Raw genomic sequence first — 19627 nt, 5'->3', positions numbered from 1 at the left:
GATCGCTCTGCGGCCAATGGAAAGACGCAGTCGCAATGCACAGGCCTGTGCGCGGCCAAGGTCAAGTGGCCAGATGCCTTATGAGCGGGCGATCCGTCCCGTCTGCGTTCGTCGATAGCCACATATGTTTGGACGAAGGCCTCAGGGCAGGATCTCGACATCGCGCGGCTTTTCCGATCAGGCGCCGGCCATGTCCAAAGCCCCCTACCGCTCTGCCGCCATCTTGTTTGTCGTAGCCAACAGCCTTGCCGTTCCCGCTTCGGCGCAGGATGGCAGCGCAGAACCCGCCGCGGCCGCCGCGACCACGCGCAGCACTTTCCTGCCCGAAGACTTCGCTCGCTTCGCCCCCCGCAGCGCGCTCGACATGGCCCAGCAAGTGCCAGGCTTTGCCATCCGCGAAGGCGACGGCGCGCGCGGACTGGGGCAAGCCGATACCAATGTCATCGTCAACGGACGGCGGATCTCGGGCAAGTCCAACGGCCCGATCGAGGCACTGCGGCGCATTCCGGTAGAAGATGTGGTGCGCCTGGAACTGGTCGACGGAGCGAGCCTTGAGATCGGCGGCCTCACCGGACAGGTGCTCAATGTCGTCACCCGGTCAAGCGGACGGATCACCGGGCAATATCGCTATTCGCCCGAATTCCGCACCTTCGGCACGCCCGCGCGTTTGCTCAACGGCAGCGTGGCCTTGGCGGGCGGCAGTGCGAAAAGCGAGTGGACGCTCGCGCTGCGCAACGAATCCAACCGGCGCGGTAACGAGGGGCTCGAAGAAGTCTTCGACGGCAGTGGCGCATTGACCGCACTGCGCGACGAGCAAGCCAACTTCAATTCCGACCGCGTCGGCTTGTCCGGCTCGTTCACGCGCACGGCTGACAATGGCAATGTCCTCAACCTCACAGGCCAGACGCAGGGCTACTTTTTCCGCGAAACCGAAGTCTCGCGCCAGAGCCTCCCCGGCGCAGGGCTCGAACGGGTGCGCAATCTTCGCCGCACCGAGGACGAGTTCAACTTCGAACTCGGCGCAGATTATCAATTCAGTCTGGGGTCGGGCCAGCTCAAGCTGATCGCCTATCACCGCTACGAGGACAGCCCCTTCACCACCGGCGTGCTGACTGAACTGGCGGCCGGAGGCGCACCCCAGGGCTCGCTGTTCGTACAGGATGCTGACGAGGCCGAAAGCATTCTGCGTTCGGAATACACCTTTGGCGCAGGCGGAGGCAATGTGGTCGCAGCGATCGAGGGAGTGCGCAATTTCCTCGAGATCAATTCATCGCTGGCGGTGCGCGATGGCGCGGGCGTGCTGAAACCGGTCCCGCTGCCCGGTGCGAGTGACCGGGTCGATGAAGACCGCATCGACGCTGGCCTCACCTACAGCCGCGCGCTTGCCGCCAATCTGCAATTGCAGATGTCAGCCGGCGCGGAATACTCGCGCCTCAGTCAGGCCGGACCGCAGGGCCTCACCCGCAATTTCTGGCGGCCAAAAGGTTTTGCCGCGCTCGATTGGAAGGTCACCCCGGCGCTCAACATCGCGGGCCGGGTGGAGCGGGTGGTCGGCCAGCTCAACTTCTTCGATTTCATCGCCTCGGTCGATCTCGATCAGGACCGCGAAGACGTAAGCAACGCCAATCTCGTGCCTGAACAAAGCTGGGTCTACGAGCTGGAGGCGAGTTGGCGGATGGGAGCGCTGGGCAACCTCAACCTGCGCAGCTTTGTCGAGGATATCACCGACATCGTCGACCAGATTCCGATCGAAGGTGGCGGGCAGGCCCCGGGCAACCTGCCCTCTGCGCGGTTCTACGGGATCGAAGGCAATGCCACGCTGCTGTCCGACGGCCTGGGTTGGAAGGGCACGCGGGCAGATTTCGGCGCGGCCTGGACAGAAAGCGAGGTGCGCGATCCACTGCTCGGTTTCGTGCGCGAGGTGTCGGGCAATGAATTGCTGACAATCAATCTGAACCTGCGCCACGATGTGCCCGCATCCTCCTGGGCTTTCGGGAGCACAACCGAGTGGCAGAAGAACGCGCGGCAGGTGCGGTTGGACGAGGTGTCCCTGAACCAGCCAAGCTTTGCCCTGCTTTCGGCTTTTGTCGAAAACAAGGATGTGGCGGGCATGACCCTGCGGGCGCGGGTGGGCAATCTGCTTGGCCAGCGCAACCGGTTCTCGCGCACGATCTTTGCCGATCGCGCAGCGGGGCAGATCGCCTTTTCCGAACGGCGCGACCGGCAGTTCGGGACGATCTTCAGCTTCGATATCGAAGGTTCGTTCTAAGGCTTGCCCCGAGGTGACGCGCTTCGTAAGCGAAGCCTCGAGAGGATCTTTTCATGGCCCACACCGCCCCCGCCCACCCGAAAATGCGTTCATGGCTGTTCGCGCCCGGCGATAGCGAGAAGAAGATGGGCAAGGCGATTGCCAGCCCGGCCGATATCGCGCTGCTCGATCTGGAGGATTCGGTATCGCCCGAAAACAAGGCGGCGGCCCGCGCGATGGTGGCCGAGCAGATCGCTGCGAGCGACAACCGCGCGAGGCTGTGGGTGCGGCTCAATCCGGTCAGCACGGCTGACTGCATCGCCGATCTTGCCGCGATTATCCCTGCGCGGCCCGGCGGAGTATTCCTGCCCAAGGCCGAAGGCGCGGCAGATATCACGCAGCTCCACCACTACCTGACCGCACTGGAGGCCGCGAACGGCATACCGAAGGGGCGCACGCTTATCGCCGCGCTCGTCACCGAGACAGCGGCGGCGATGTTCCGCACCGGCGAATATTCAGGCGACTATCCCGGCAAGACGCGACTGGTGGCGATGAGCTGGGGGGCGGAGGATCTCTCCTCGGCGCTCGGCGCGCGCGAACAACGCGGGGCCGATGGCGAATATTCGCATACCTACGAAATGGCGCGGAGTCTGTGCCTGATCGGCGCTTCGGCAGCGGGCGTGGCGGCTATCGAGACGGTGCAGCCAGAATTCCGCGATCTTGAGGCATTGGAAAAGCGTGCGCGGAACGTGCGGGCGCAGGGCTTTCGTGGAATGCTGGCGATCCACCCGGCGCAGGTCGATCCCATCAACGCCGCCTTCACTCCGAGCGCAGAGGAATTGGCTCATGCCCGCGCGGTGGTGCAGGCCTTCGCCGACCACCCCGGCGCAGGCGTGGTGGCGCTCGATGGCGCGATGCTCGACCGCCCGCATCTGGCACTGGCGCAACGGCTGCTGGCCGAGGCGGGCGAAGAATAGGTTAAAACATTTTCCTACTTTAACCAGATTGGTCATTCCTGCGGCGACTCATTGAAGGAGCGCAGGAACATGGCCCTACTCGACATTCTCATCGGCCCCATCGCCTCGATCATCGACAAGATCATTCCCGACAAGGAAGCACAGGCGCGCGCCAAACTCGAATTGATCGCGCTGGAGGGAACGCAGGAAATGCGCATGATCGAGGCGCAGCTCCAGGCGATCGTCGCCGAGGCGAACTCGAAAGACCCCTGGACCAGCCGCGCCCGCCCGAGCTTTCTCTACGTGATGTACATCCTGCTGCTCGCCGCGCTGCCGATGGGCGTGCTGAGCGCGTTCAGCCCAACCGCCGCGCGCGATATCGCAGCGGGGATGAATGCCTATCTCGCTGGCCTGCCTGAGCCGCTCTATGCGCTCTTCGGCACTGGCTACCTCGGTTACACGGCAGCGCGGCAGTGGGGGAAGGTCAAGGGGGTGGATCGGTAGGGGCGCTCTCCCGCGCGATCTCATGACAGATTTCGGTTTCGCCCACTTCGGCAAGCGCCGCGTTGATAAACGCCTCAAACGCCGGATCGTGAAGTCCGGGCCGCCACTCCACCAGAAAATCGCCCTTGAAATCGGAGAATGACTCGATGGCATCAAGCATCCGGGCGGCAGCATAATCACCCATGCTCTGCTCGGCTGTCAAAACGGCCCTGGTGAGAACTGTTACCAGTCGTTCGAACCGCGATTTTTCGGGCCGGTGTGCAATGAGGTCGGGCAATCTTAGCCGACCCACCGATCCCAGCCTAACGATTCCGGAAAACCCCTCCTCCAACACTTCAATCGGTCGTTGATCGATCTTCATACTCACAGGCTAGCAGTGGAGAAGGCCATATCAAACTCTGAAGTCTTTTGTGGATTTTGACCTGCCGGTTTTGATCGCTAAAGCCACCCCATGAGCAACCTCGTCTACGTCCTCAACGGCCCCAATCTCAATCTCCTCGGCACGCGCGAGCCGGAGATTTATGGCACCACCACGCTCGATGATATCGCCGGGATGCTCGAAGACCGCGCGCGCGAACTGGGCCTCGAAATCGAGATGCGCCAGACCAATCACGAAGGCATGCTGGTTGACTGGCTGCACGAAGCGCAGGCCGAGGGCGCGCGCGCAGTGCTGCTCAATGCGGCGGCCTATACCCACACTTCCATTGCGCTGCTCGATGCGATCAAGGCAATCCGCACGCCGGTGATCGAGGTCCACCTGTCCGACCCCAAAACCCGCGAAGCCTTCCGCCATCTCTCCTATGTCGGCATGGCTGCGGCGCTGACAGTGGAGGGCCACGGCGCGGATTCCTATCGCATCGCGCTCGAAGCCGTAGCGTCGGGCGCGGTGTAATTCGTCACCAGACTTTCACATTTTGCACCCTTGCCACTTGCCAGCCGCAATTCGCGGCAATAGTCCCCTGCGCTCAACGGGCGATACAGGATAACAAGGGACATACATGGCAAACGACGCTGGCCAAGGCAGCAAGGCGAACGGGCGCAAATCGGGCATGAACATCGACACCGCATTGGTGCGTGAACTGGCCGAACTGCTCAACGAAACCGGGCTGACCGAGATCGAGGTCGAGGATGACGACCGCAAGATCCGCGTTTCGCGCGGTGCGGTTGCCGCTGCTGCGCCGGTCTATGCCGCCGCGCCAGCCCCGGCCGCTGCTGCGCCTGCGCCTGCCGCTGCCGCGCCTGCCCCGGCAGAGCCTGCTGCACCCGCTGGTCCCGATCTCAAGAATGCGGTGAAGTCACCGATGGTCGGCACATGCTACCTCACGCCTGAACCGGGCGCTGCGGCGTTCGTCTCTGTCGGCTCGGCTGTGAAGGAAGGCGACACTCTGCTGATCGTCGAGGCGATGAAGGTGATGAACCCGATCACCGCGCCGCGCGCCGGCACCGTTACCGCGATCCTGATCGACAACGCCCAGCCGGTCGAATTCGATCAGCCGCTGGTGGTGATCTCCTAAGATCATGGGCATCAAACGCATTCTGATCGCCAATCGCGGCGAGATCGCCTTGCGCATCCACCGCGCGGCGCATGAAATGGGGATCGAGACGGTGGCGGTGCACTCCACCGCCGATGCCGACGCCATGCATGTGCGGCTCGCCGATCACGCGGTGTGCATCGGCCCGCCGCCTGCGACCGACAGCTATCTCAACATCGCGAACATCATCTCGGCGGCGGAAATCGCGCAGTGCGATGCGATCCACCCGGGCTATGGCTTCCTGTCCGAGAACGCCAAATTCGCCGACATCGTCGAAGCGCATGACATCATCTGGATCGGCCCCAAGCCCGAACATATCCGCACGATGGGCGACAAGATCGAGGCCAAGCGCACCGCTGGCGCGCTCGGTCTGCCGCTGGTGCCCGGCTCCGATGGGGCGGTCTCAGATATCACCGAAGCCAAGGCGATTGCCGAGGCGGCTGGCTATCCGGTGATCATCAAGGCGGCGTCTGGCGGCGGCGGGCGCGGCATGAAGGTGTGCAACGGCCCCGACCAGCTTGAAACGCTGATCCAGCAGGCCGGCAGCGAGGCGAAGGCCGCCTTCGGTGATGCGACCGTCTATATCGAGAAATATCTCGGCAACCCGCGCCACATCGAATTCCAGGTGTTCGGCGACGGCAACGGCAATGCCATCCATCTGGGCGAGCGCGACTGCTCGCTCCAGCGCCGTCACCAGAAGGTGCTGGAAGAAGCCCCCTCGCCCGTCATCAGCCACGAAGAGCGGATGCGGATGGGCGAAGTCTGCTCCAAGGCGATGCGCGACATGGGTTATCGCGGCGCAGGCACGATCGAGTTCCTGTGGGAAGACGGCGAGTTCTACTTCATCGAAATGAACACCCGCCTGCAGGTCGAACATCCGGTGACCGAAGCGATCACCGGTGTCGATCTGGTGCGCGAACAGATCCGCATCGCCGAAGGCCGCCCGCTTTCGGTCACGCAGGACGAGCTGGAGTTTCACGGCCACGCGATCGAGTGCCGGATCAACGCCGAAGACCCGTTCAACTTCGCGCCCTCGCCCGGCCTGGTGACCTATTTCCACGCCGCCGGCGGCATGCATGTGCGTGTGGATTCAGGACTTTACGCCGGATACAAGATCCCGCCCTACTATGACAGCATGATCGCCAAGCTGATCGTCTACGGCCGCACCCGCGAAGGCTGCATCATGCGCCTGCGCCGCGCGCTCGAGGAAATGGTGGTCGAAGGGGTGAAGACCAACATCCCGCTGCATCAGGAATTGCTGCGGCAGGACGATGTGCTGAACGGCGACTATTCGATCAAGTGGCTGGAAAAGTGGCTGGAAGAACGCGAGGTCTGACCGGCCAGCAGCTGGACACCCACGGAGCCGCACTCTTTGCGGGTGCGGCGCGGGAGATGCTTCCTGCGCTGAGCGACTGGTATGACAACGCTCCCTCGGCGCCGGGCACGCGGATCACGCGGCTTGGAGCGCTTGCGCCTTTCCTGACCGGGGACGGCCCGATTGCGCGGATCGCCAAGGGCCTGATCGGGCCGAACGCGCGCCCGGTCCGTGCCATTGCCTTCGACAAATCACCCGGTGCCAACTGGTCGCTTGGCTGGCATCAGGATCGGACGATCAACGTCGCGGCACGCGTGGAGGTGCCCGGGTTTGGCCCGTGGACCGTCAAGCAGGGCAGTCCCCATGTCCAACCGCCGTTCGCCCTGATCGAGGCGATGATAACCCTGCGCATCCATCTCGATCCGGTCACGATCGATAACGCACCGCTTGAAGTCGCGCTCGCTTCTCATCGGTGTGGCTACATCCCTGAAAGGGAGGTGTCGCGGCTGGTCGAGTCCAGTCAGACCCTCGCCTGTCTCGCGCGGCCGGGCGATGTCTGGGCCTATGCAACCCCCATTCTGCACGCCTCGCAGAAATCCACAGCGTCAGGACAAAGACGCGTCCTGCAAATCGACTTCAGTGCCGAGAGCCTGCCTACCCCGCTTGCATGGGCGCTGGACATCTCAGGCGCAGTCTAGGCTCAATGCGTGGAACCACTCTGGCGCTGATGCCTTAATGTTGCACTGCAGCAAGATTCGCGTGGAGCATGCGCTGATTTGACGCGATTTTGCCGTGGCTACAGGCTATGCCTTTGGCGGGATTGCGCTGCACGCTTGTGCGAAGGAGTATTGGATGAGCCGCAAGACCCAGATTGTCGTCGTCGGCGGGGGCGCGGGCGGGCTTGAACTGGTGCGGCGGCTCGGTGCGAAATACGGGCGCAAGCGGCACGACATCATCCTTGTCGACAAGAACCTCTCCCACATCTGGAAGCCCTTGCTGCACGAGGTCGCGGCCGGATCGCTTGACGCAAACCTCGACGAGGTCGGCTATCGCGGGCACTGCTACCGCTGGGGTTATCGCTTCTTCCAAGGCAGCCTCGACGGGATCGACCGCGAGGCGAAGACCATCAGCCTCGCGCCGGTAAAGGACGAGGACGGCAGCGACCTGATCGAGGCTCACACCATCCGCTATGACATTCTGGCGTTGGCGCTGGGTTCGGTATCGAACGATTTCGGCGTGCCGGGGGTGAAGGAACACTGCCTCTATCTCGATAGCCGCGAGCAGGCCGACCGCTTCCGCACGCGGCTGCTGAACCATTGCCTTCGCGTCAGCCGGGCGATGATGAACGATCCGGGCGCGGACGAGCAGGTGCGCATCGCCATCGTCGGCGGCGGCGCAACGGGCGTGGAACTTGCGGCCGAGCTCTACAACGCGGCTGGCGCGCTGCGGCACTACGGCCTTGAGGTGTTCGACGAGAGCCGGATGCACGTGACCCTGCTCGAAGCCGGGCCACGCATTCTGCCTGCCCTGCCCGACAAGCTCGCTGCTGCCGCGACCCACGAACTGGGCCAGCTGGGCGTGCAGGTCCGCCCCGACGTGCAGGTCGTCGAGGCGCGCCCACGCCAGCTCATTACCAAGACCGGCGAGGTGATCGAGGCTGATCTGATTGTCTGGGCCGCTGGCGTGAAGGGCCCGGAGTTTCTCTCAGGCCTCGGGCTGGAGACCAATCCGAGGAACCAGATCCTCGTCACCGACACGCTCCAGACCACGGTGGACACGTGCATCTACGCGCTCGGCGACTGCGCCAGCTACACGCCGCCGGGTGAGGATCGCCCTGTCCCGCCGCGCGCGCAGGCCGCGCACCAGATGGCCGAGACCGTGTTCGCCAACATCGTGCGGATGCAGAAAGGCCGTCCGCTCACCCACTTCGTCTATCGCGACAAGGGGTCTTTGGTATCGCTGAGCCGCTTCTCGACCGTGGGGAGTCTGATGGGCAACCTGATCGGCGGGAGCATGGCGATCGAGGGAAGGCTGGCGCGGTTCATCTATACCTCGCTCTACCGCCTGCACCTGATCGGCATCCATGGCTGGATGAAGGCGACCTTCCTGATGCTGGTGGGCCGCGTGAACCGCATTGTGCGGCCACGGCTGAAGCTGCACTAGAGCATTTGCACGAGACGGAGCACCGGGCCATACGGACCGTCAACCGAAGCTAAAGCCCGCAGCCTCCGCCTCCGCGATCACCTGCTCAGCGGTAAGCATCGGGCTTTGCTGGGCAAGATCATACCAATCGGGCTTCTCGTCGACAAAAATCTGCCGTTCGATTCCGAAGCCCGGCGGCAGGTCGAACAGCCCGGCAAGGAAGCTGCGGTTGCCGGTCGGCAGGAAGTGGTACCACAAGTTGCTGCCGCAGGTGCCACAGAAGGCGCGCTCGGCCCATTCGCTTGAGCGATAGACGGTGATCGCTTCCTCGCCTGTCACCGCGGCGACATCACCCTTGACGCCCGCGTAGAACGCGCCGCCCCAGCGCTGGCACATCGCACAATGGCAGACATCGACCTCAGCCTGCATGGCTTCAACCGTGATCGCCACCGCGCCGCACAGGCACCGGCCGGTCACGGCTCCGGTGAGGCGCGTTGCCTCGCTCACAGCGGGACGCCGGGTTCCTGTTTGGCGGTACGGATCGTCAGCGAAGTCTTGACGCTTTCCACGTTCGGCGCAGGCGTCAGCTTGCCGGTCAGGAATTCCTGGAAGCTCTGGAGATCCTTGCTCACGATCTTGAGAATGAAGTCGATCTCGCCGTTGAGCATGTGGCATTCGCGCACTTCGGGTAGTGCACGCATATGCTCCTCGAACTCGCGCAAGCTGGATTCGGCCTGGCTCTTGAGACTGACCATCGCAAAGACGGTGATGGCAAATCCCAACTTCGACGGATCGAGATCGGCGTGATAGCCGCGGATCACCCCGTCCTCCTCGAGGCCCCGCACGCGGCGCAGACAGGGAGGTGCGGTCAGCCCGACCCGCTGGGCAAGTTCAACATTGGTCACGCGGCCTTCAGCCTGCAGTTCCGATAGCAAACGGCGGTCGATATCGTCGAGATTGGCCACGTGGCTAAAGCTCCTCCAGCACGCCCCGACGCTCAGCGACGCAGCCCGTGCAACATGATCCCAAAGAAACAAGACGCGTGCCGCATGGCCCGCTTGGCTAATATTATTAGGTCTGGCAGCAATTGTCCCGCTTTGCAACGCGCCATTCGCGTCAAACTGTGACAATTCCCCTATCCTGCTAAGACGGATAGGTCGGCACTGGCTATGGTCCCGCTGCAGACGTGATCGGCCAGCGCGATTCGCTCCGCTGGCCGCTATTGAGGAGAGCCTGTGTTTTTCGATGACCGCCTTGCCACCGTGCTGCGCCAACGCGCCACAGGCGAGGCGAGCCTGCGTACGAAGTACAGGCAATTGCTCGATCTTCTCGGCAAGGAACGTCTCCATGAGCGGGGGCAAGACCAGAGCTTGATGGCAGCCGCATGGTTGCGGATGGATGCTCTGGCCGAAGCAATCCCTGCGGACACGCGCGCGCGCATCATCCGCGAACCCGGCTGGCGTTTCCGCAGCCCCGATCTCGCCTCGCATCTCGCCGATCACGAGCCTGAAGTAGCGGCCGCAGCGCTCACCCGGGCCGATCTCACCTCGGAGGACTGGGCCGCGCTGATCCCGCGCCTGCCTGTACGTGCGCGCGGTTTTTTGCGTCTGCGCCGCGACCTGCCGGTTGACGTCGAAGCGCTGCTGGCGCGCCTCGGCGTGCATGATCGTGGCCTGCCTGCCCCCACCCCCGCTGCCGCCACTTCTCCGGATGCAGAGCCGGTTAAAGACATTGTGACTCCGATCACACGTGCCGCGTCAGCCAGTGACCCGATCCCGCTGCGCAAGGTGCCTGCCGCGCCGGCCCAGGTCTCCGCCCGCAACCGCGACGATGCCGGTCGCACGGAAATCTCCGCACTGGTCGAGCGTATCGCCCAGTTCCGGCGCGAGCGCGGCGACAATCCCGTCGATAGCGAACGCTCGCCGCGCCTACCCCTTGGCGAAGTGACCGAACGGCCCGAACGTGTCGTCTCCAATTTCGGTTTTGTCTCGGATACGAACGGCCGGATCAGCTGGGCGACCAGCGATGTGGCACCGATGGTGGTGGGGTCCCGCCTGTTCTCCGCAACTCCCGGCGGCGGGGATAGCGCCGAGGGTGCAGGGATCGCCCGTGCATTCGCTCGCCGTCAGCCGATCGCACGCGGTCCTATCAGCCTGTCCGGCGCACCTGCCATCGCCGGAGAGTGGATCATCGATGCCGAACCGCGCTTCAGCGAGGAAGGCCATTTTACCGGCTATTTCGGCCGCTTCCGCCGTGTGCCCAAAGCCGCCGCCATCCCTGCCGGTGCAGAGGCGCGCGAAGCCGACCGCATCCGCCAGTTGCTGCACGAACTGCGCACGCCTGTCACCGCGGTTCAAGGCTATGCCGAGGTGATCCAGCAGCAATTGTTCGGCCCTGCTCCGCATGAATATCGCGCGCTTGCAGCCGCGATTGCCGCCGATGCCGCGCGCATCCTTGCTGGCTTCGAGGAGCTTGACCGGCTGGCGCGGCTCGAGACCGGCGTCATATGGACCGAGCCGGGCGAGGCCGATCTGGCCGCGCTGGTACGCCGCACCGCCGCGCAGCTTGATCCGGTGCTTGCGCCGCAGAATGCGGGCCTCGCGCTTGGCTTTGCCGAAACCACGACGATGCTGATCGGGATCGACCCTGACGATGCTGAAGCGCTCGTCTGGCGTCTCCTGGCGAGCCTCGGAGCGGCCTGTGCACCGGGCGAGACGATTGCGGTCAGGCTGAACCCGTTGATCGGCGGCGGCCGTGCGATGGCGCAATTGCGCTGCACCCTTCCCGCCCGGCTTGCGGCGGAGGACAATCTGTTCGCAGCCACAACCCGCGCGGCGGAAGGGGCGATCAATCCCGGGCTGTTCGGATCAGGCTTTGCCTTGCGCCTTGCCCGGGCCGAAGCGCGTGCGGCAAGCGGCGGGTTGGCGCGTGAAGGCGACGCGATCGTGCTCACCCTGCCGCTCTTCAGCGAAGACGCAAACCTGCCCGGCGCGGTGGGCGCGTAGCGCGCGCAAACGGCGGCAGCGCACAGCGGAAATGACCTCAGGCTCGATGCTCCAACCCCCGCCAGCAGGGCGCAGTGCTGCCTTTGCCCCCGGCTTCGGCCAGCGGGTGCTGCTGACAGTCGATACCGAAGAGGAATTCGACTGGAAAGGCCCCTTCCGCCGCGACGGGTACGGCCTGACCCATATTCCCGCGATTGCGCGCTTCCAGACCTTCTGCGAGCGGATCGGCGCGCAACCGGTCTACCTCGTCGACTGGCCGGTCGTACAAGACGCACGCGCTGTGGAGATCATCGGCGATGCGGTGCGGCGCGGCTGCGCCGAGGTCGGCGTGCAGCTCCACCCCTGGGTCAATCCGCCCTTTGATGAGGAGGTGAGCGGCCACAATTCCTTTGCCGGCAACCTGCCGCGGGATCTTGAAGCGGCCAAGTTCATGGCGCTGCGCGATGCGATCGAGGCAGCTTTCGGGGCCGCCCCGCTGATTTACCGCGCCGGACGCTACGGGCTGGGGCCACATACGGCCGATCTGCTCAAGCAGGCTGGAATCCGGATCGACACCTCCGTGCGATCACTCTTCGATTACACGGCCCAGGGCGGACCGGATTACAGCCGCCACCCGCTTGCGCCCTACTGGGTCGATGGCGCGATGCGGCTGCTGGAGTTGCCGGTGACGAGCGTCCACTCGGGACTTCTGCGCGGCGCGGGGCGTCCCTTGCAGCGCTTTGCCGAACCACTCTTTCGAGCGATGGGCGTGCTGTCGCGGCTTGGCTTGCTGGAACATATCGCGCTGACCCCCGAAGGCGTTTCGATCGAGGAGGGCCTGCGCGGCGTGGACATTGCCGTGCGTGCCGGACTGCCCGTGCTGGTATTGTCATTGCACAGCCCCACGCTTGCCCCGGGCCACACTCCCTATGCCGCCGACGCATCGGGGGTAGAGGCGCTCTACGCCTGGCTTGAAGCGGTCTACCGGCACCTGGCAGCGCGCGGCGTGCAAAGCTGCACCGTCGCAGATATCATTGCTGCAACCGGCGGATAGAGGTCAGTTTGCGCGCTTGTCTCAACGCCGCCGCCAGAGTAGGGGCTGACCGTCGCCCTGTCTTCCGGTGCCTTGTGCGCAAGGGCCTGTAGCTCAGCGGTTAGAGCTGGCCGCTCATAACGGCTAGGTCGCGGGTTCGAATCCTGCCGGGCCCACCGGAAGGGCGAGAAGAAGAGTGTCGGGGAGTAGCGCAGTCTGGTAGCGCGCCTGCTTTGGGAGCAGGATGTCGCAGGTTCGAATCCTGTCTCCCCGACCATTTTCTTTTCTCAGTAGACCCCATATTGCGCCATCGCGTTCATTTTATCTCATATTTTCATGTAGATAATTGAGCCACGTTGTATCAGCGCATTTCATGCAATTTCACGAGTTACCTGCACTTTGTTGGTAAGAATTTTGGTAGCGAAGCTGGGATCCGCTAGCTTGTCTCAATGCTTAGCGTTGCGAAAATCCGCAGCCTGAAGGCCGGCCCCAAACCAACCAAGCACGCCGATGGCGGAGGCTTGTTTCTCTTGTCGAACCCCGACAGAAAGAAGTTCTGGCGACTCAGCTACCGCTTTTGCGGCAAGGCCGTGATGGCCCGGGTCCGTGCCGAGCGCGACCGCTTTGTCGGCTTGGTGGTTGAAGATGTCGAAGGCTGGCCGGATGCCCACAAGATCAGCGGATCAGCCCGCTTCACTGCCCCCGACCGTCTGATCCTGGACGATGGAACCGCAATCGAAGCTGGGCGCGTGGTGATCGCAACCGGATCGCGTGCCGTCTGGCCTGCGGCATGGAATGCGCTGGGCGATCGGCTCATAATCAATGACGATGTCTCCGACTGGGATGACTTGCCCGGCAGCTTCAACGGTTTTCTCGCCATAAGGCGACATTCTGAAAGCGACCCCATTGCGGACGTTGACAGGCGCAGCCGTGAATGCCGAATAGGATTATGAACAAGGAAGCTTTTGACGCTCTTTTCGAGGATCGCGTGGCTAGGAGATTAGCTTCGCTCGGCTTTGCGCCTAAGGGTAAAACGCTCGTCTTTTTCGACGGGTGCCAAACACTTGCGCTTTTCCGACTGGGCGGTCGGATGAGTGCTCCAGGATCGATCTCGCATATTCTTTGCTTCCGACATTCCATTTTGCGGGACAGATCAGAGAAAGTCCCTACAGGTTTCACAAAAGAGATTTTCGACTATCCTTACAAACTAAGGCCGCTGGAGGATGGCGGAAGTGAACTGATCTACCGGCCCCAAAATCTAAGTTACCATTACGAGCGACTTCACTGGGAAGGCGCGAGTGAGGATGCTGTGCTGCAAAAGCTGGATCGGATCACCAGTAATATCGAAGATCACTTCCTTCCTTGGGCCATGACGTTGCCGCTGACGCAGGTGAGGTCAGAAATCGAACAGCATGGTGAGAACGCTTGGTGCGAGCGCATGTGGATTGAAGATTACGCCGAGCATCTTTCTCTGAATGGCAGCTAACCACCCACTACCGGTCATGAGCGAGGCTGTTGCGCGATCCGGAAAGCGGACTTGCGGCTTTGCATCGCTTCCGAAAAATTCCTGCCCTTCTGAAATCGACCCCATTGCTGCCGTCATGTCCAATGTGGCACCTATCATCAGATGAAGCTGCCTAGCCCCGCCGTATCGTGCCTCCTGATCGGTCTCATTGTCGGGACGCTACTTTGGTGGTCTGGTTCTAAGACTTCGGCGATCATAATCTTTGTCGCAGAAGCCTTGGCATGGGCAGGCCTTTATGCGGCGACATCAGCTAAAGATGATTGACCGTTTTCCACCCACTTGTTGCCGATTCAGTGATCGTCGAACTTCGACAAAAGCGGCCATCGGAGCTTGCCGACGGCCGCCAGTATTGTCAGACCTCGATGCGCTCCGCCAGGACAAGAGCATCCTCAACGTCGACCCCGAGATACCGGACCGTGTTCTCGATCTTGGAGTGACCAAGCAAAATTTGGACCGCCCGCAGATTTCCGGTTGTCCGGTGGATCATGGCCGCCTTGGTGCGGCGCATGGAGTGGGTGCCGTAGTCTTCCGTCCGCAACCCGACCGCGGTGACCCATTCATCGACGAGCCGGGCATACTGCCGCGTGCTCATCGGTTGGCCGGAATGAATTCTGCTTGGGAACACGAAATCATCGATGGTGCCGCCCCGTCGCAGTAGCCATGTCGCCAGGCTCGAGCGGGCGTCAGCGGTGATCTCAAATTGCACGGGTCGACCGGTTTTCCGCTGAATGATCATCGCGCGGTCGCGGACTTCAGTTCCGGCCACGAGATCGCCGATCTTGAGCTTTACCAGATCGCAGCCCCGCAGTTTCCGGTCGATCGCCAGGTCGAACAGAGCGCGATCTCGCAGTCGCTCGTCGCGATCGAGGAAGAACCGGATCGCCTAAATCTGCCTTTGGGTAAATGGCCGCTTGGTGCCGACGGTTCTGCCAGCATTCCACGAGACCCGGTTTTGCATGGCGGGGTCGAGGTGAGAGTAGGTCATCATCTTTCTCCATGGCCTTGATTGGCCAGGAAGAAAGAACGCGCGCCAAGCCAAGCACATAGCGCTGGGCACGCCGAGGCACCGTAATAACGGTCTACGCGGCCTCAGGCGCATGCTCGCAAAAGGGCAGTGTTCGGGATCGCGCCTCTGCCCAGCTCATGGCAGCTCATGGGTGGATTTGCGAATGGCGGCTTTTGGCGCGCCGTGCACTGCCGAACTTGACGTTAACTAGAGACGACGCTGGGCGCTGGTCGGCAAACGCAGATTCTCGTTCACGCGCGCTGTTCAAAGACGATCGCTCGTCGAAGCCTGTCTTTCAAGCAAACGCAGCGCCGTGCTTATGAGCTGGTCGCGTTCCACCCATTCAAATTCGCTGATTGTGATCAGGTTCAATGCGGCGCCATGCACAAATCCGACCAGAACCTGTAGCAGTGTTACCGGATCGCCAGGTATGATCTCGCCCGCTGCTTGGCCTTCTTCGATCGCGGTCAACAAGGGATGCAGCCGGGACTCCATCGAAAAACGATGAACAAACAGCGGCTCTCCTTGCTCGGACCGATCCTCATTGAAGAACACCATTCGGAACCTGTCTGGATGCTCGAACCAATACTCGGCGTAAGCGGTCGCCATCGCCTTTAAGGCCGCAAGCCCGATCTTTCCTTGGCTGGCATCCGATATCTGGCTGAAGATCTCATCGAAGAAGTCTGCCCAGACGTGGCGCAACAAGTCCGCCTTTGAGGGAAAATACTCGTAAATCGTGGCGACACCGCGGTTCGTTTCGGCAGCCAGTCGCCGCATCGAGACAGCACCATAACCTTCTGTTTGGAAGAGGGTCTTGGCGCGATCGATGATCTGTTGGCGCACGTCCGCAACCGCAGAATCGCTCATCCGCGGCCGCCCCCGCACAGATTTGCCGACAGCCATGTGACGAACAGGATCAACCATCCTGCCTCGGTAGCATGAAGTTTCGAGGATTGACATATCCGAACGCGTTCGATTAATTCGGAGTCGAATGGAGATTGCGATGGCAACCGGTTTTGTTTGGCATGAACGAATGATGTGGCACGACGCGGGGCCGTCGGTCGCGGTCCTACCCGCGCGGGGAATCTATCAGCCGGGCGTCCACTTCGAGAGCGCTGAAACGAAGCGTCGCCTGAAGAACCTCATGGACGGTTACGAACTCACACCCCGCCTCAAGCCCGTACCTTTCGCCCCCGCTGCCCTCGCCGACATTCTTGCGGTTCATGATGCCGCCTACGTCGAGCGCGTGCAGCGGTTGAGCTCAGGCAGCGGCGGCGATGCAGGCGAATTCGCGCTGGTTGGCCCGGGCACTTATGAGATCGCCTTGCTCGCTGCTGGCGGGGCGATGGCCGCACTGGCGGCTGTGGCCTCCGGTGAAGTCCGCAACGCCTATGCACTCTGCCGTCCGCCCGGGCACCACGCCGGGCCGACCATGGGCCGCGGGTTCTGCATTTTCAACAATGTGGCGATTGCCATTCACCACTTGCGCAACACTTCCGACGTGCGGTGCGTAGCCGTGATCGATTGGGATGTGCATCACGGAAATGGAACCGAGAGCGCATTTTTGACCGACAGCGAGACGCTGGTCATTTCGGTACATCAGGATGGCCTCTATCCGATGGCACGCGGAGGAACAGACGCTGTCGGCGAAGGCGCCGGAGTTGGCTTCAACATCAACGTCCCGCTTCCGGCAGGTTCGGGCGGGGGTGCATATCTCCACGCGATCGACCAGATTGTGCTCCCGGCGCTCGACGCGTTCGATCCTGAAATCCTGATTGTATCGTGCGGTTTCGATGCCTGCGCCATGGATCCGCTTGCGGCAATGATGCTCAGTTCGGCCCATTACCGCCTTATGACCGAGAAGCTTTTGGTCTGGTCAGATCACCGGATCAACGGGCGCGTATGCTTCGTGCATGAGGGCGGATATTCTGCCGAATATGTTCCCTTTTGCGGGCTCGCCGTGGTGGAAGCGCTGAGCGGCGTGTCGACCGGATGCATTGATCCGTTTGCGCCGATGATCGACGCGATGCCGGGGCAGGAGCTACAATCGCACCAAAGAGCGGCCATCGACGCCGCACGCGCCGCTGCGCCGCTGCTGCGACCTGTATGCTGAAAAATGTCCCCATTCGCGCCCGTCGGCTGATGGCGCTTCCGCTGGCTGGTGTCAGTTCACTTGCAAAAGGGCCATGCGCCATGCCTGATGTCATCATTATCGGAGCGGGCTTTTCCGGCCTCGCGGCGGCGGCCCGACTGATGGAGAAAGGCTGCGACGACTTTATCGTGCTCGAGGCGCGGGACCGGGTTGGCGGTCGGACCAAGCACGGCAAGTTGGCCGGCCTCGAGATCGATCTTGGCGGCATGTGGCTCGGTCCGACGCAGGCAAGGCTTGCCGCGCTGGCGCAACAGTTTCAGGTAGAAACATACCCCACACATCTCGACGGCAAGAGCATATTCCGGCTGCACGGCCGGGAGCATCATGGCGAGCGCGAGCGGATGGACGGGTTGCTGACCTGGTGGGATAAGCTTTCCTACCTTACCGCAAGCCGGAAGCTGGACCGCCTTGTGGCCGCTATCGACTGCGAACAGCCCTGGTCGCATGAACAAGCAGCGGTGCTGGACGCGCAGACGGTCGAGCAATGGGTCATGGACAACGTCCGAAGCGAGAGGGTGCGGCAGCTTTACCGGCTTCTTTGTTTCTCTATCCTCTGCGCCGAAGCCGATCAGATTTCGCTTCTGTTCTTTGTGAACTATCTCAAGTCAGCAGGTGGGCTTGAAATCCTAATGTCGGCCGAGACGGGCGGCGCGCAGAACTTTCTGTTTCATGGCGGGGTTCACCAGATCGCGCGCAGGATGGGGGAGGCAATCGGAGCGCGCCTCCATCTTGATGAACCCGTTACGGCCATTGATTGGAAAGGTGCGTGTGCCACCGTCCATTCCCAGCGGGGCACATATCAAGCCTCGCGAGTGATTGTCGCGGTGCCTCCGACCCTTGTTCCGCGAATTGGATTTTGCCCGCCTCTCCCGCAGCCAAAAGCATCGCTTCATGCGCGGGTGGCGATGGGATCGGCAATTAAATACTGGGTAGCTTATGATCGTCCTTTCTGGCGCGATTTGGGCTTCAATGGTTCCATTGTGCGGGACGATGCGCCTTGCTCTCCCTGCTTTGATGTCTCCCCCACCGGTCAGCCGCTTGGCGTAATTGCGGGCTTCTTTGATGGCGATCACGCCCTGCGCCATGGGGACAGCAGTGCAAATCATCGGCGCAATGCCGTGCTGTCGATGCTGGCCGATCACTTCGGTCCTGCTGCGATGACGCCGGTGGATTACGTGGAGGCCGATTGGACCGCAGAGGTATGGTCTGGCGGATGCTATGGTGCTTATTTCCCGCCAGGGATGTTTGCCCGGCACGGGTCTTGGCTCCGCCAGGCGGTCGGCCCAATAGTCTGGGCGGGAACAGAAACGTCTCGACACTGGACCGGCTACATCGAAGGGGCGATCCAGTCAGGGGAATGTGCTGCAGAAGAAGTGCTGTCTGCTCTTTCGCAGGCCACAGACGCGGCCAGAAATGACCCCGGCCTTAAAGAGAGACACGCTTGAGAAGGGCTGGACAAAGACGAAGATCACATACCCTTTGTTAGGTCCGATTTGAGGTCGATTCCCGAACGGCAGCTTTTTCCCAAAGGTGCACAAAAGCAGACGTACAAAGCCCCGCACAATTACAGGACCTTGTCGGGCTTCGCTTTTGCCTCGGCTCTGAAACTCTCGATCCGCTCCGAGCAGACCTCGTGCACGACGCCTCCGAGCTCCTCAACCTGTGCACCGAACCATTCGAGATCCTCTTTAGTCACGCGGTAATGCTTCGAGTAGCGCGCCCGATCCTTCTTGAGTTCTCGCGGCCAACGGCGAGCGCGGTCTCGGCGTCGTCGTTGGCTAAGCCGGGACCGGCAAGAGCGCGATGCTCGGCGTCGCACGCGAGGCAAGCGCTTCAGCTTGAAACTGAGCTGCGCACTGATCCGCACCGCCGACATGCCCGGCTACAGGGCAACGCGCTCTGCGATCGGCGACATGGCAAAAAGCCTTGGACACGATCCGCACCTGAAGTCGATCCTTGCCAACCGCAAGCGCGAGCTCGGCCCCAGTTTCGAGTCAGGTCGCAGTCTTGGTTGCGAGCTCGCGGTCACTCATGGCGCCAATCTTGGTAGGGGAAGCGGGATCGGGATTTAAAGGATTCATCTAATGCGGCATCGACCACAGGCTCACATGGGACCATCGGCCAACACGCGTTGGAAGCCGATTTTCCTCGAATTTTGAAATTCACTCGGTGCTTGCTGTGACGGGATGCACTTAGATCGCCCGAGCCACAGCGAGATTGTGGATAACTG

The 19627-nt window shown here is 62.2% G+C and carries 20 protein-coding genes, 2 tRNA genes and 1 pseudogene; 17 read left to right on the top strand and 6 right to left on the bottom strand.

Annotation, left to right across the window (positions count from 1 at the left end; genetic code table 11):
- The first annotated feature begins 190 nt into the window (after positions 1–190).
- From KVF90_RS09550 to KVF90_RS09540, 3 genes are all read left to right on the top strand, one after another.
- A complete protein-coding gene (locus KVF90_RS09550; RefSeq protein ID WP_264391357.1) occupies positions 191–2269 on the top strand; it encodes a TonB-dependent receptor plug domain-containing protein in 2079 nt (692 codons plus the stop codon).
- Positions 2270–2322: 53 nt separating this feature from the next.
- A complete protein-coding gene (locus tag KVF90_RS09545) occupies positions 2323–3225 on the top strand; it encodes an HpcH/HpaI aldolase/citrate lyase family protein (RefSeq protein WP_264391356.1) in 903 nt (300 codons plus the stop codon).
- A 69-nt stretch (positions 3226–3294) separates the two neighbouring features.
- Positions 3295–3708, top strand: a complete 414-nt coding sequence (locus KVF90_RS09540; RefSeq protein WP_264391355.1) for a holin family protein — start codon at positions 3295–3297, stop codon at positions 3706–3708.
- Here the strand turns inward: KVF90_RS09540 and KVF90_RS09535 are convergent.
- On the bottom strand, positions 3689–4069 hold the full coding sequence (locus KVF90_RS09535; protein WP_264391354.1) for a hypothetical protein: 381 nt from the start codon (positions 4067–4069) through the stop codon (positions 3689–3691). The two genes, KVF90_RS09540 and KVF90_RS09535, sit on opposite strands and share 20 nt — an antisense overlap.
- Before the next feature lie 90 nt (positions 4070–4159).
- Between KVF90_RS09535 and KVF90_RS09530 the strand changes: the two genes are divergently transcribed.
- The 5 genes from KVF90_RS09530 (at position 4160) to KVF90_RS09510 (ending at position 8718) form a co-directional block, all read left to right on the top strand.
- Positions 4160–4600: a type II 3-dehydroquinate dehydratase gene (locus KVF90_RS09530; protein ID WP_264391353.1), complete on the top strand. Its 441-nt coding sequence runs from the start codon at positions 4160–4162 to the stop codon at positions 4598–4600.
- Positions 4601–4706: 106 nt separating this feature from the next.
- Positions 4707–5222, top strand: coding sequence for an acetyl-CoA carboxylase biotin carboxyl carrier protein (gene accB / locus KVF90_RS09525; RefSeq protein WP_264391352.1), 516 nt, complete (start codon positions 4707–4709; stop codon positions 5220–5222).
- Positions 5223–5226: 4 nt separating this feature from the next.
- Positions 5227–6576, top strand: coding sequence for an acetyl-CoA carboxylase biotin carboxylase subunit (gene accC / locus KVF90_RS09520; protein ID WP_264391351.1), 1350 nt, complete (start codon positions 5227–5229; stop codon positions 6574–6576).
- Positions 6552–7253, top strand: coding sequence for a phytanoyl-CoA dioxygenase family protein (locus KVF90_RS09515; RefSeq protein ID WP_264391350.1), 702 nt, complete (start codon positions 6552–6554; stop codon positions 7251–7253). Before accC ends, KVF90_RS09515 begins: the two co-directional genes overlap by 25 nt.
- A 154-nt stretch (positions 7254–7407) precedes the next feature.
- Entirely contained in the window at positions 7408–8718 is a 1311-nt protein-coding gene (locus tag KVF90_RS09510) for an NAD(P)/FAD-dependent oxidoreductase (protein ID WP_264391349.1), read from the top strand.
- Positions 8719–8757: 39 nt separating this feature from the next.
- Here KVF90_RS09510 and KVF90_RS09505 read toward each other — a convergent pair whose 3' ends face one another.
- Positions 8758–9204, bottom strand: coding sequence for a GFA family protein (locus KVF90_RS09505; protein ID WP_264391348.1), 447 nt, complete (start codon positions 9202–9204; stop codon positions 8758–8760).
- Positions 9201–9662 (bottom strand): Lrp/AsnC family transcriptional regulator, encoded by a 462-nt coding sequence (locus tag KVF90_RS09500; protein ID WP_264391347.1) that lies wholly within the window; start codon positions 9660–9662, stop codon positions 9201–9203. The genes KVF90_RS09505 and KVF90_RS09500 overlap by 4 nt, the downstream gene beginning before the upstream one ends.
- 270 nt (positions 9663–9932) lie before the next feature.
- On the opposite strand from KVF90_RS09500, the gene KVF90_RS09495 reads away from it, so the two are divergent.
- The 6 genes from KVF90_RS09495 (at position 9933) to KVF90_RS09470 (ending at position 14200) form a co-directional block, all read left to right on the top strand.
- The gene (locus KVF90_RS09495; RefSeq protein ID WP_264391346.1) at positions 9933–11702 is read left to right on the top strand and encodes a histidine kinase dimerization/phospho-acceptor domain-containing protein; all 1770 of its coding nucleotides are present in this window, start codon (positions 9933–9935) and stop codon (positions 11700–11702) included.
- Positions 11703–11733: 31 nt separating this feature from the next.
- Complete coding sequence (locus KVF90_RS09490; protein ID WP_264391345.1) at positions 11734–12735, top strand: polysaccharide deacetylase family protein; 1002 nt, start codon at positions 11734–11736, stop codon at positions 12733–12735.
- Between the two features lie 82 nt (positions 12736–12817).
- Positions 12818–12890 (top strand) — tRNA-Ile (locus KVF90_RS09485).
- Between the two features lie 24 nt (positions 12891–12914).
- Positions 12915–12991: transfer RNA gene (locus KVF90_RS09480), tRNA-Pro, on the top strand.
- A 172-nt stretch (positions 12992–13163) separates the two neighbouring features.
- Positions 13164–13667: an Arm DNA-binding domain-containing protein gene (locus KVF90_RS09475; RefSeq protein WP_264391344.1), complete on the top strand. Its 504-nt coding sequence runs from the start codon at positions 13164–13166 to the stop codon at positions 13665–13667.
- A complete protein-coding gene (locus tag KVF90_RS09470) occupies positions 13664–14200 on the top strand; it encodes a hypothetical protein (RefSeq protein WP_264391343.1) in 537 nt (178 codons plus the stop codon). Before KVF90_RS09475 ends, KVF90_RS09470 begins: the two co-directional genes overlap by 4 nt.
- A 391-nt stretch (positions 14201–14591) precedes the next feature.
- On the opposite strand, the pseudogene KVF90_RS09465 reads toward KVF90_RS09470, so the two are convergent.
- Both KVF90_RS09465 and KVF90_RS09460 read right to left on the bottom strand, forming a co-directional pair.
- Positions 14592–15224 (bottom strand): annotated as a pseudogene (locus KVF90_RS09465) (tyrosine-type recombinase/integrase).
- Between the two features lie 285 nt (positions 15225–15509).
- The gene (locus tag KVF90_RS09460; RefSeq protein ID WP_264391342.1) at positions 15510–16112 is read right to left on the bottom strand and encodes a TetR/AcrR family transcriptional regulator; all 603 of its coding nucleotides are present in this window, start codon (positions 16110–16112) and stop codon (positions 15510–15512) included.
- A gap of 166 nt (positions 16113–16278) precedes the next feature.
- On the opposite strand from KVF90_RS09460, the gene KVF90_RS09455 reads away from it, so the two are divergent.
- Positions 16279–17358: a class II histone deacetylase gene (locus KVF90_RS09455; RefSeq protein WP_264391341.1), complete on the top strand. Its 1080-nt coding sequence runs from the start codon at positions 16279–16281 to the stop codon at positions 17356–17358.
- Between the two features lie 80 nt (positions 17359–17438).
- Complete coding sequence (locus KVF90_RS09450) at positions 17439–18842, top strand: flavin monoamine oxidase family protein (RefSeq protein ID WP_264391340.1); 1404 nt, start codon at positions 17439–17441, stop codon at positions 18840–18842.
- A 119-nt stretch (positions 18843–18961) separates the two neighbouring features.
- Here the strand turns inward: KVF90_RS09450 and KVF90_RS09445 are convergent, their stop codons facing one another.
- Positions 18962–19093, bottom strand: a complete 132-nt coding sequence (locus KVF90_RS09445; protein ID WP_264394712.1) for a hypothetical protein — start codon at positions 19091–19093, stop codon at positions 18962–18964.
- A 142-nt stretch (positions 19094–19235) separates the two neighbouring features.
- Here KVF90_RS09445 and KVF90_RS09440 point away from each other — a divergent pair, with 142 nt between their 5' ends.
- Positions 19236–19469, top strand: coding sequence for a hypothetical protein (locus tag KVF90_RS09440; protein WP_264394710.1), 234 nt, complete (start codon positions 19236–19238; stop codon positions 19467–19469).
- Positions 19470–19627: the final 158 nt, after the last annotated feature.

This window comes from Porphyrobacter sp. ULC335, assembly GCF_025917005.1.
Taxonomy (GTDB): domain Bacteria; phylum Pseudomonadota; class Alphaproteobacteria; order Sphingomonadales; family Sphingomonadaceae; genus Erythrobacter.
The sequence above is the reverse complement of the archived record's forward strand: the minus strand, read 5'-3'. Positions and strand labels throughout refer to the sequence as shown.

What these genes read in the sequence shown, in the direction of transcription:
- KVF90_RS09550 (WP_264391357.1), top strand. Translation starts at nt 191, where the DNA reads ATGTCCAAAGCCCCCTACCGCTCTGCCGCCATCTTGTTTGTCGTAGCC.
- KVF90_RS09545 (WP_264391356.1), top strand. Translation starts at nt 2,323, where the DNA reads ATGGCCCACACCGCCCCCGCCCACCCGAAAATGCGTTCATGGCTGTTC.
- KVF90_RS09540 (WP_264391355.1), top strand. Translation starts at nt 3,295, where the DNA reads ATGGCCCTACTCGACATTCTCATCGGCCCCATCGCCTCGATCATCGAC.
- KVF90_RS09535 (WP_264391354.1), bottom strand. Translation starts at nt 4,069, where the DNA reads ATGAAGATCGATCAACGACCGATTGAAGTGTTGGAGGAGGGGTTTTCC.
- KVF90_RS09530 (WP_264391353.1), top strand. Translation starts at nt 4,160, where the DNA reads ATGAGCAACCTCGTCTACGTCCTCAACGGCCCCAATCTCAATCTCCTC.
- accB (WP_264391352.1), top strand. Translation starts at nt 4,707, where the DNA reads ATGGCAAACGACGCTGGCCAAGGCAGCAAGGCGAACGGGCGCAAATCG.
- accC (WP_264391351.1), top strand. Translation starts at nt 5,227, where the DNA reads ATGGGCATCAAACGCATTCTGATCGCCAATCGCGGCGAGATCGCCTTG.
- KVF90_RS09510 (WP_264391349.1), top strand. Translation starts at nt 7,408, where the DNA reads ATGAGCCGCAAGACCCAGATTGTCGTCGTCGGCGGGGGCGCGGGCGGG.
- KVF90_RS09490 (WP_264391345.1), top strand. Translation starts at nt 11,734, where the DNA reads ATGACCTCAGGCTCGATGCTCCAACCCCCGCCAGCAGGGCGCAGTGCT.
- KVF90_RS09475 (WP_264391344.1), top strand. Translation starts at nt 13,164, where the DNA reads ATGCTTAGCGTTGCGAAAATCCGCAGCCTGAAGGCCGGCCCCAAACCA.
- KVF90_RS09470 (WP_264391343.1), top strand. Translation starts at nt 13,664, where the DNA reads ATGAACAAGGAAGCTTTTGACGCTCTTTTCGAGGATCGCGTGGCTAGG.
- KVF90_RS09460 (WP_264391342.1), bottom strand. Translation starts at nt 16,112, where the DNA reads ATGAGCGATTCTGCGGTTGCGGACGTGCGCCAACAGATCATCGATCGC.
- KVF90_RS09455 (WP_264391341.1), top strand. Translation starts at nt 16,279, where the DNA reads ATGATGTGGCACGACGCGGGGCCGTCGGTCGCGGTCCTACCCGCGCGG.
- KVF90_RS09450 (WP_264391340.1), top strand. Translation starts at nt 17,439, where the DNA reads ATGCCTGATGTCATCATTATCGGAGCGGGCTTTTCCGGCCTCGCGGCG.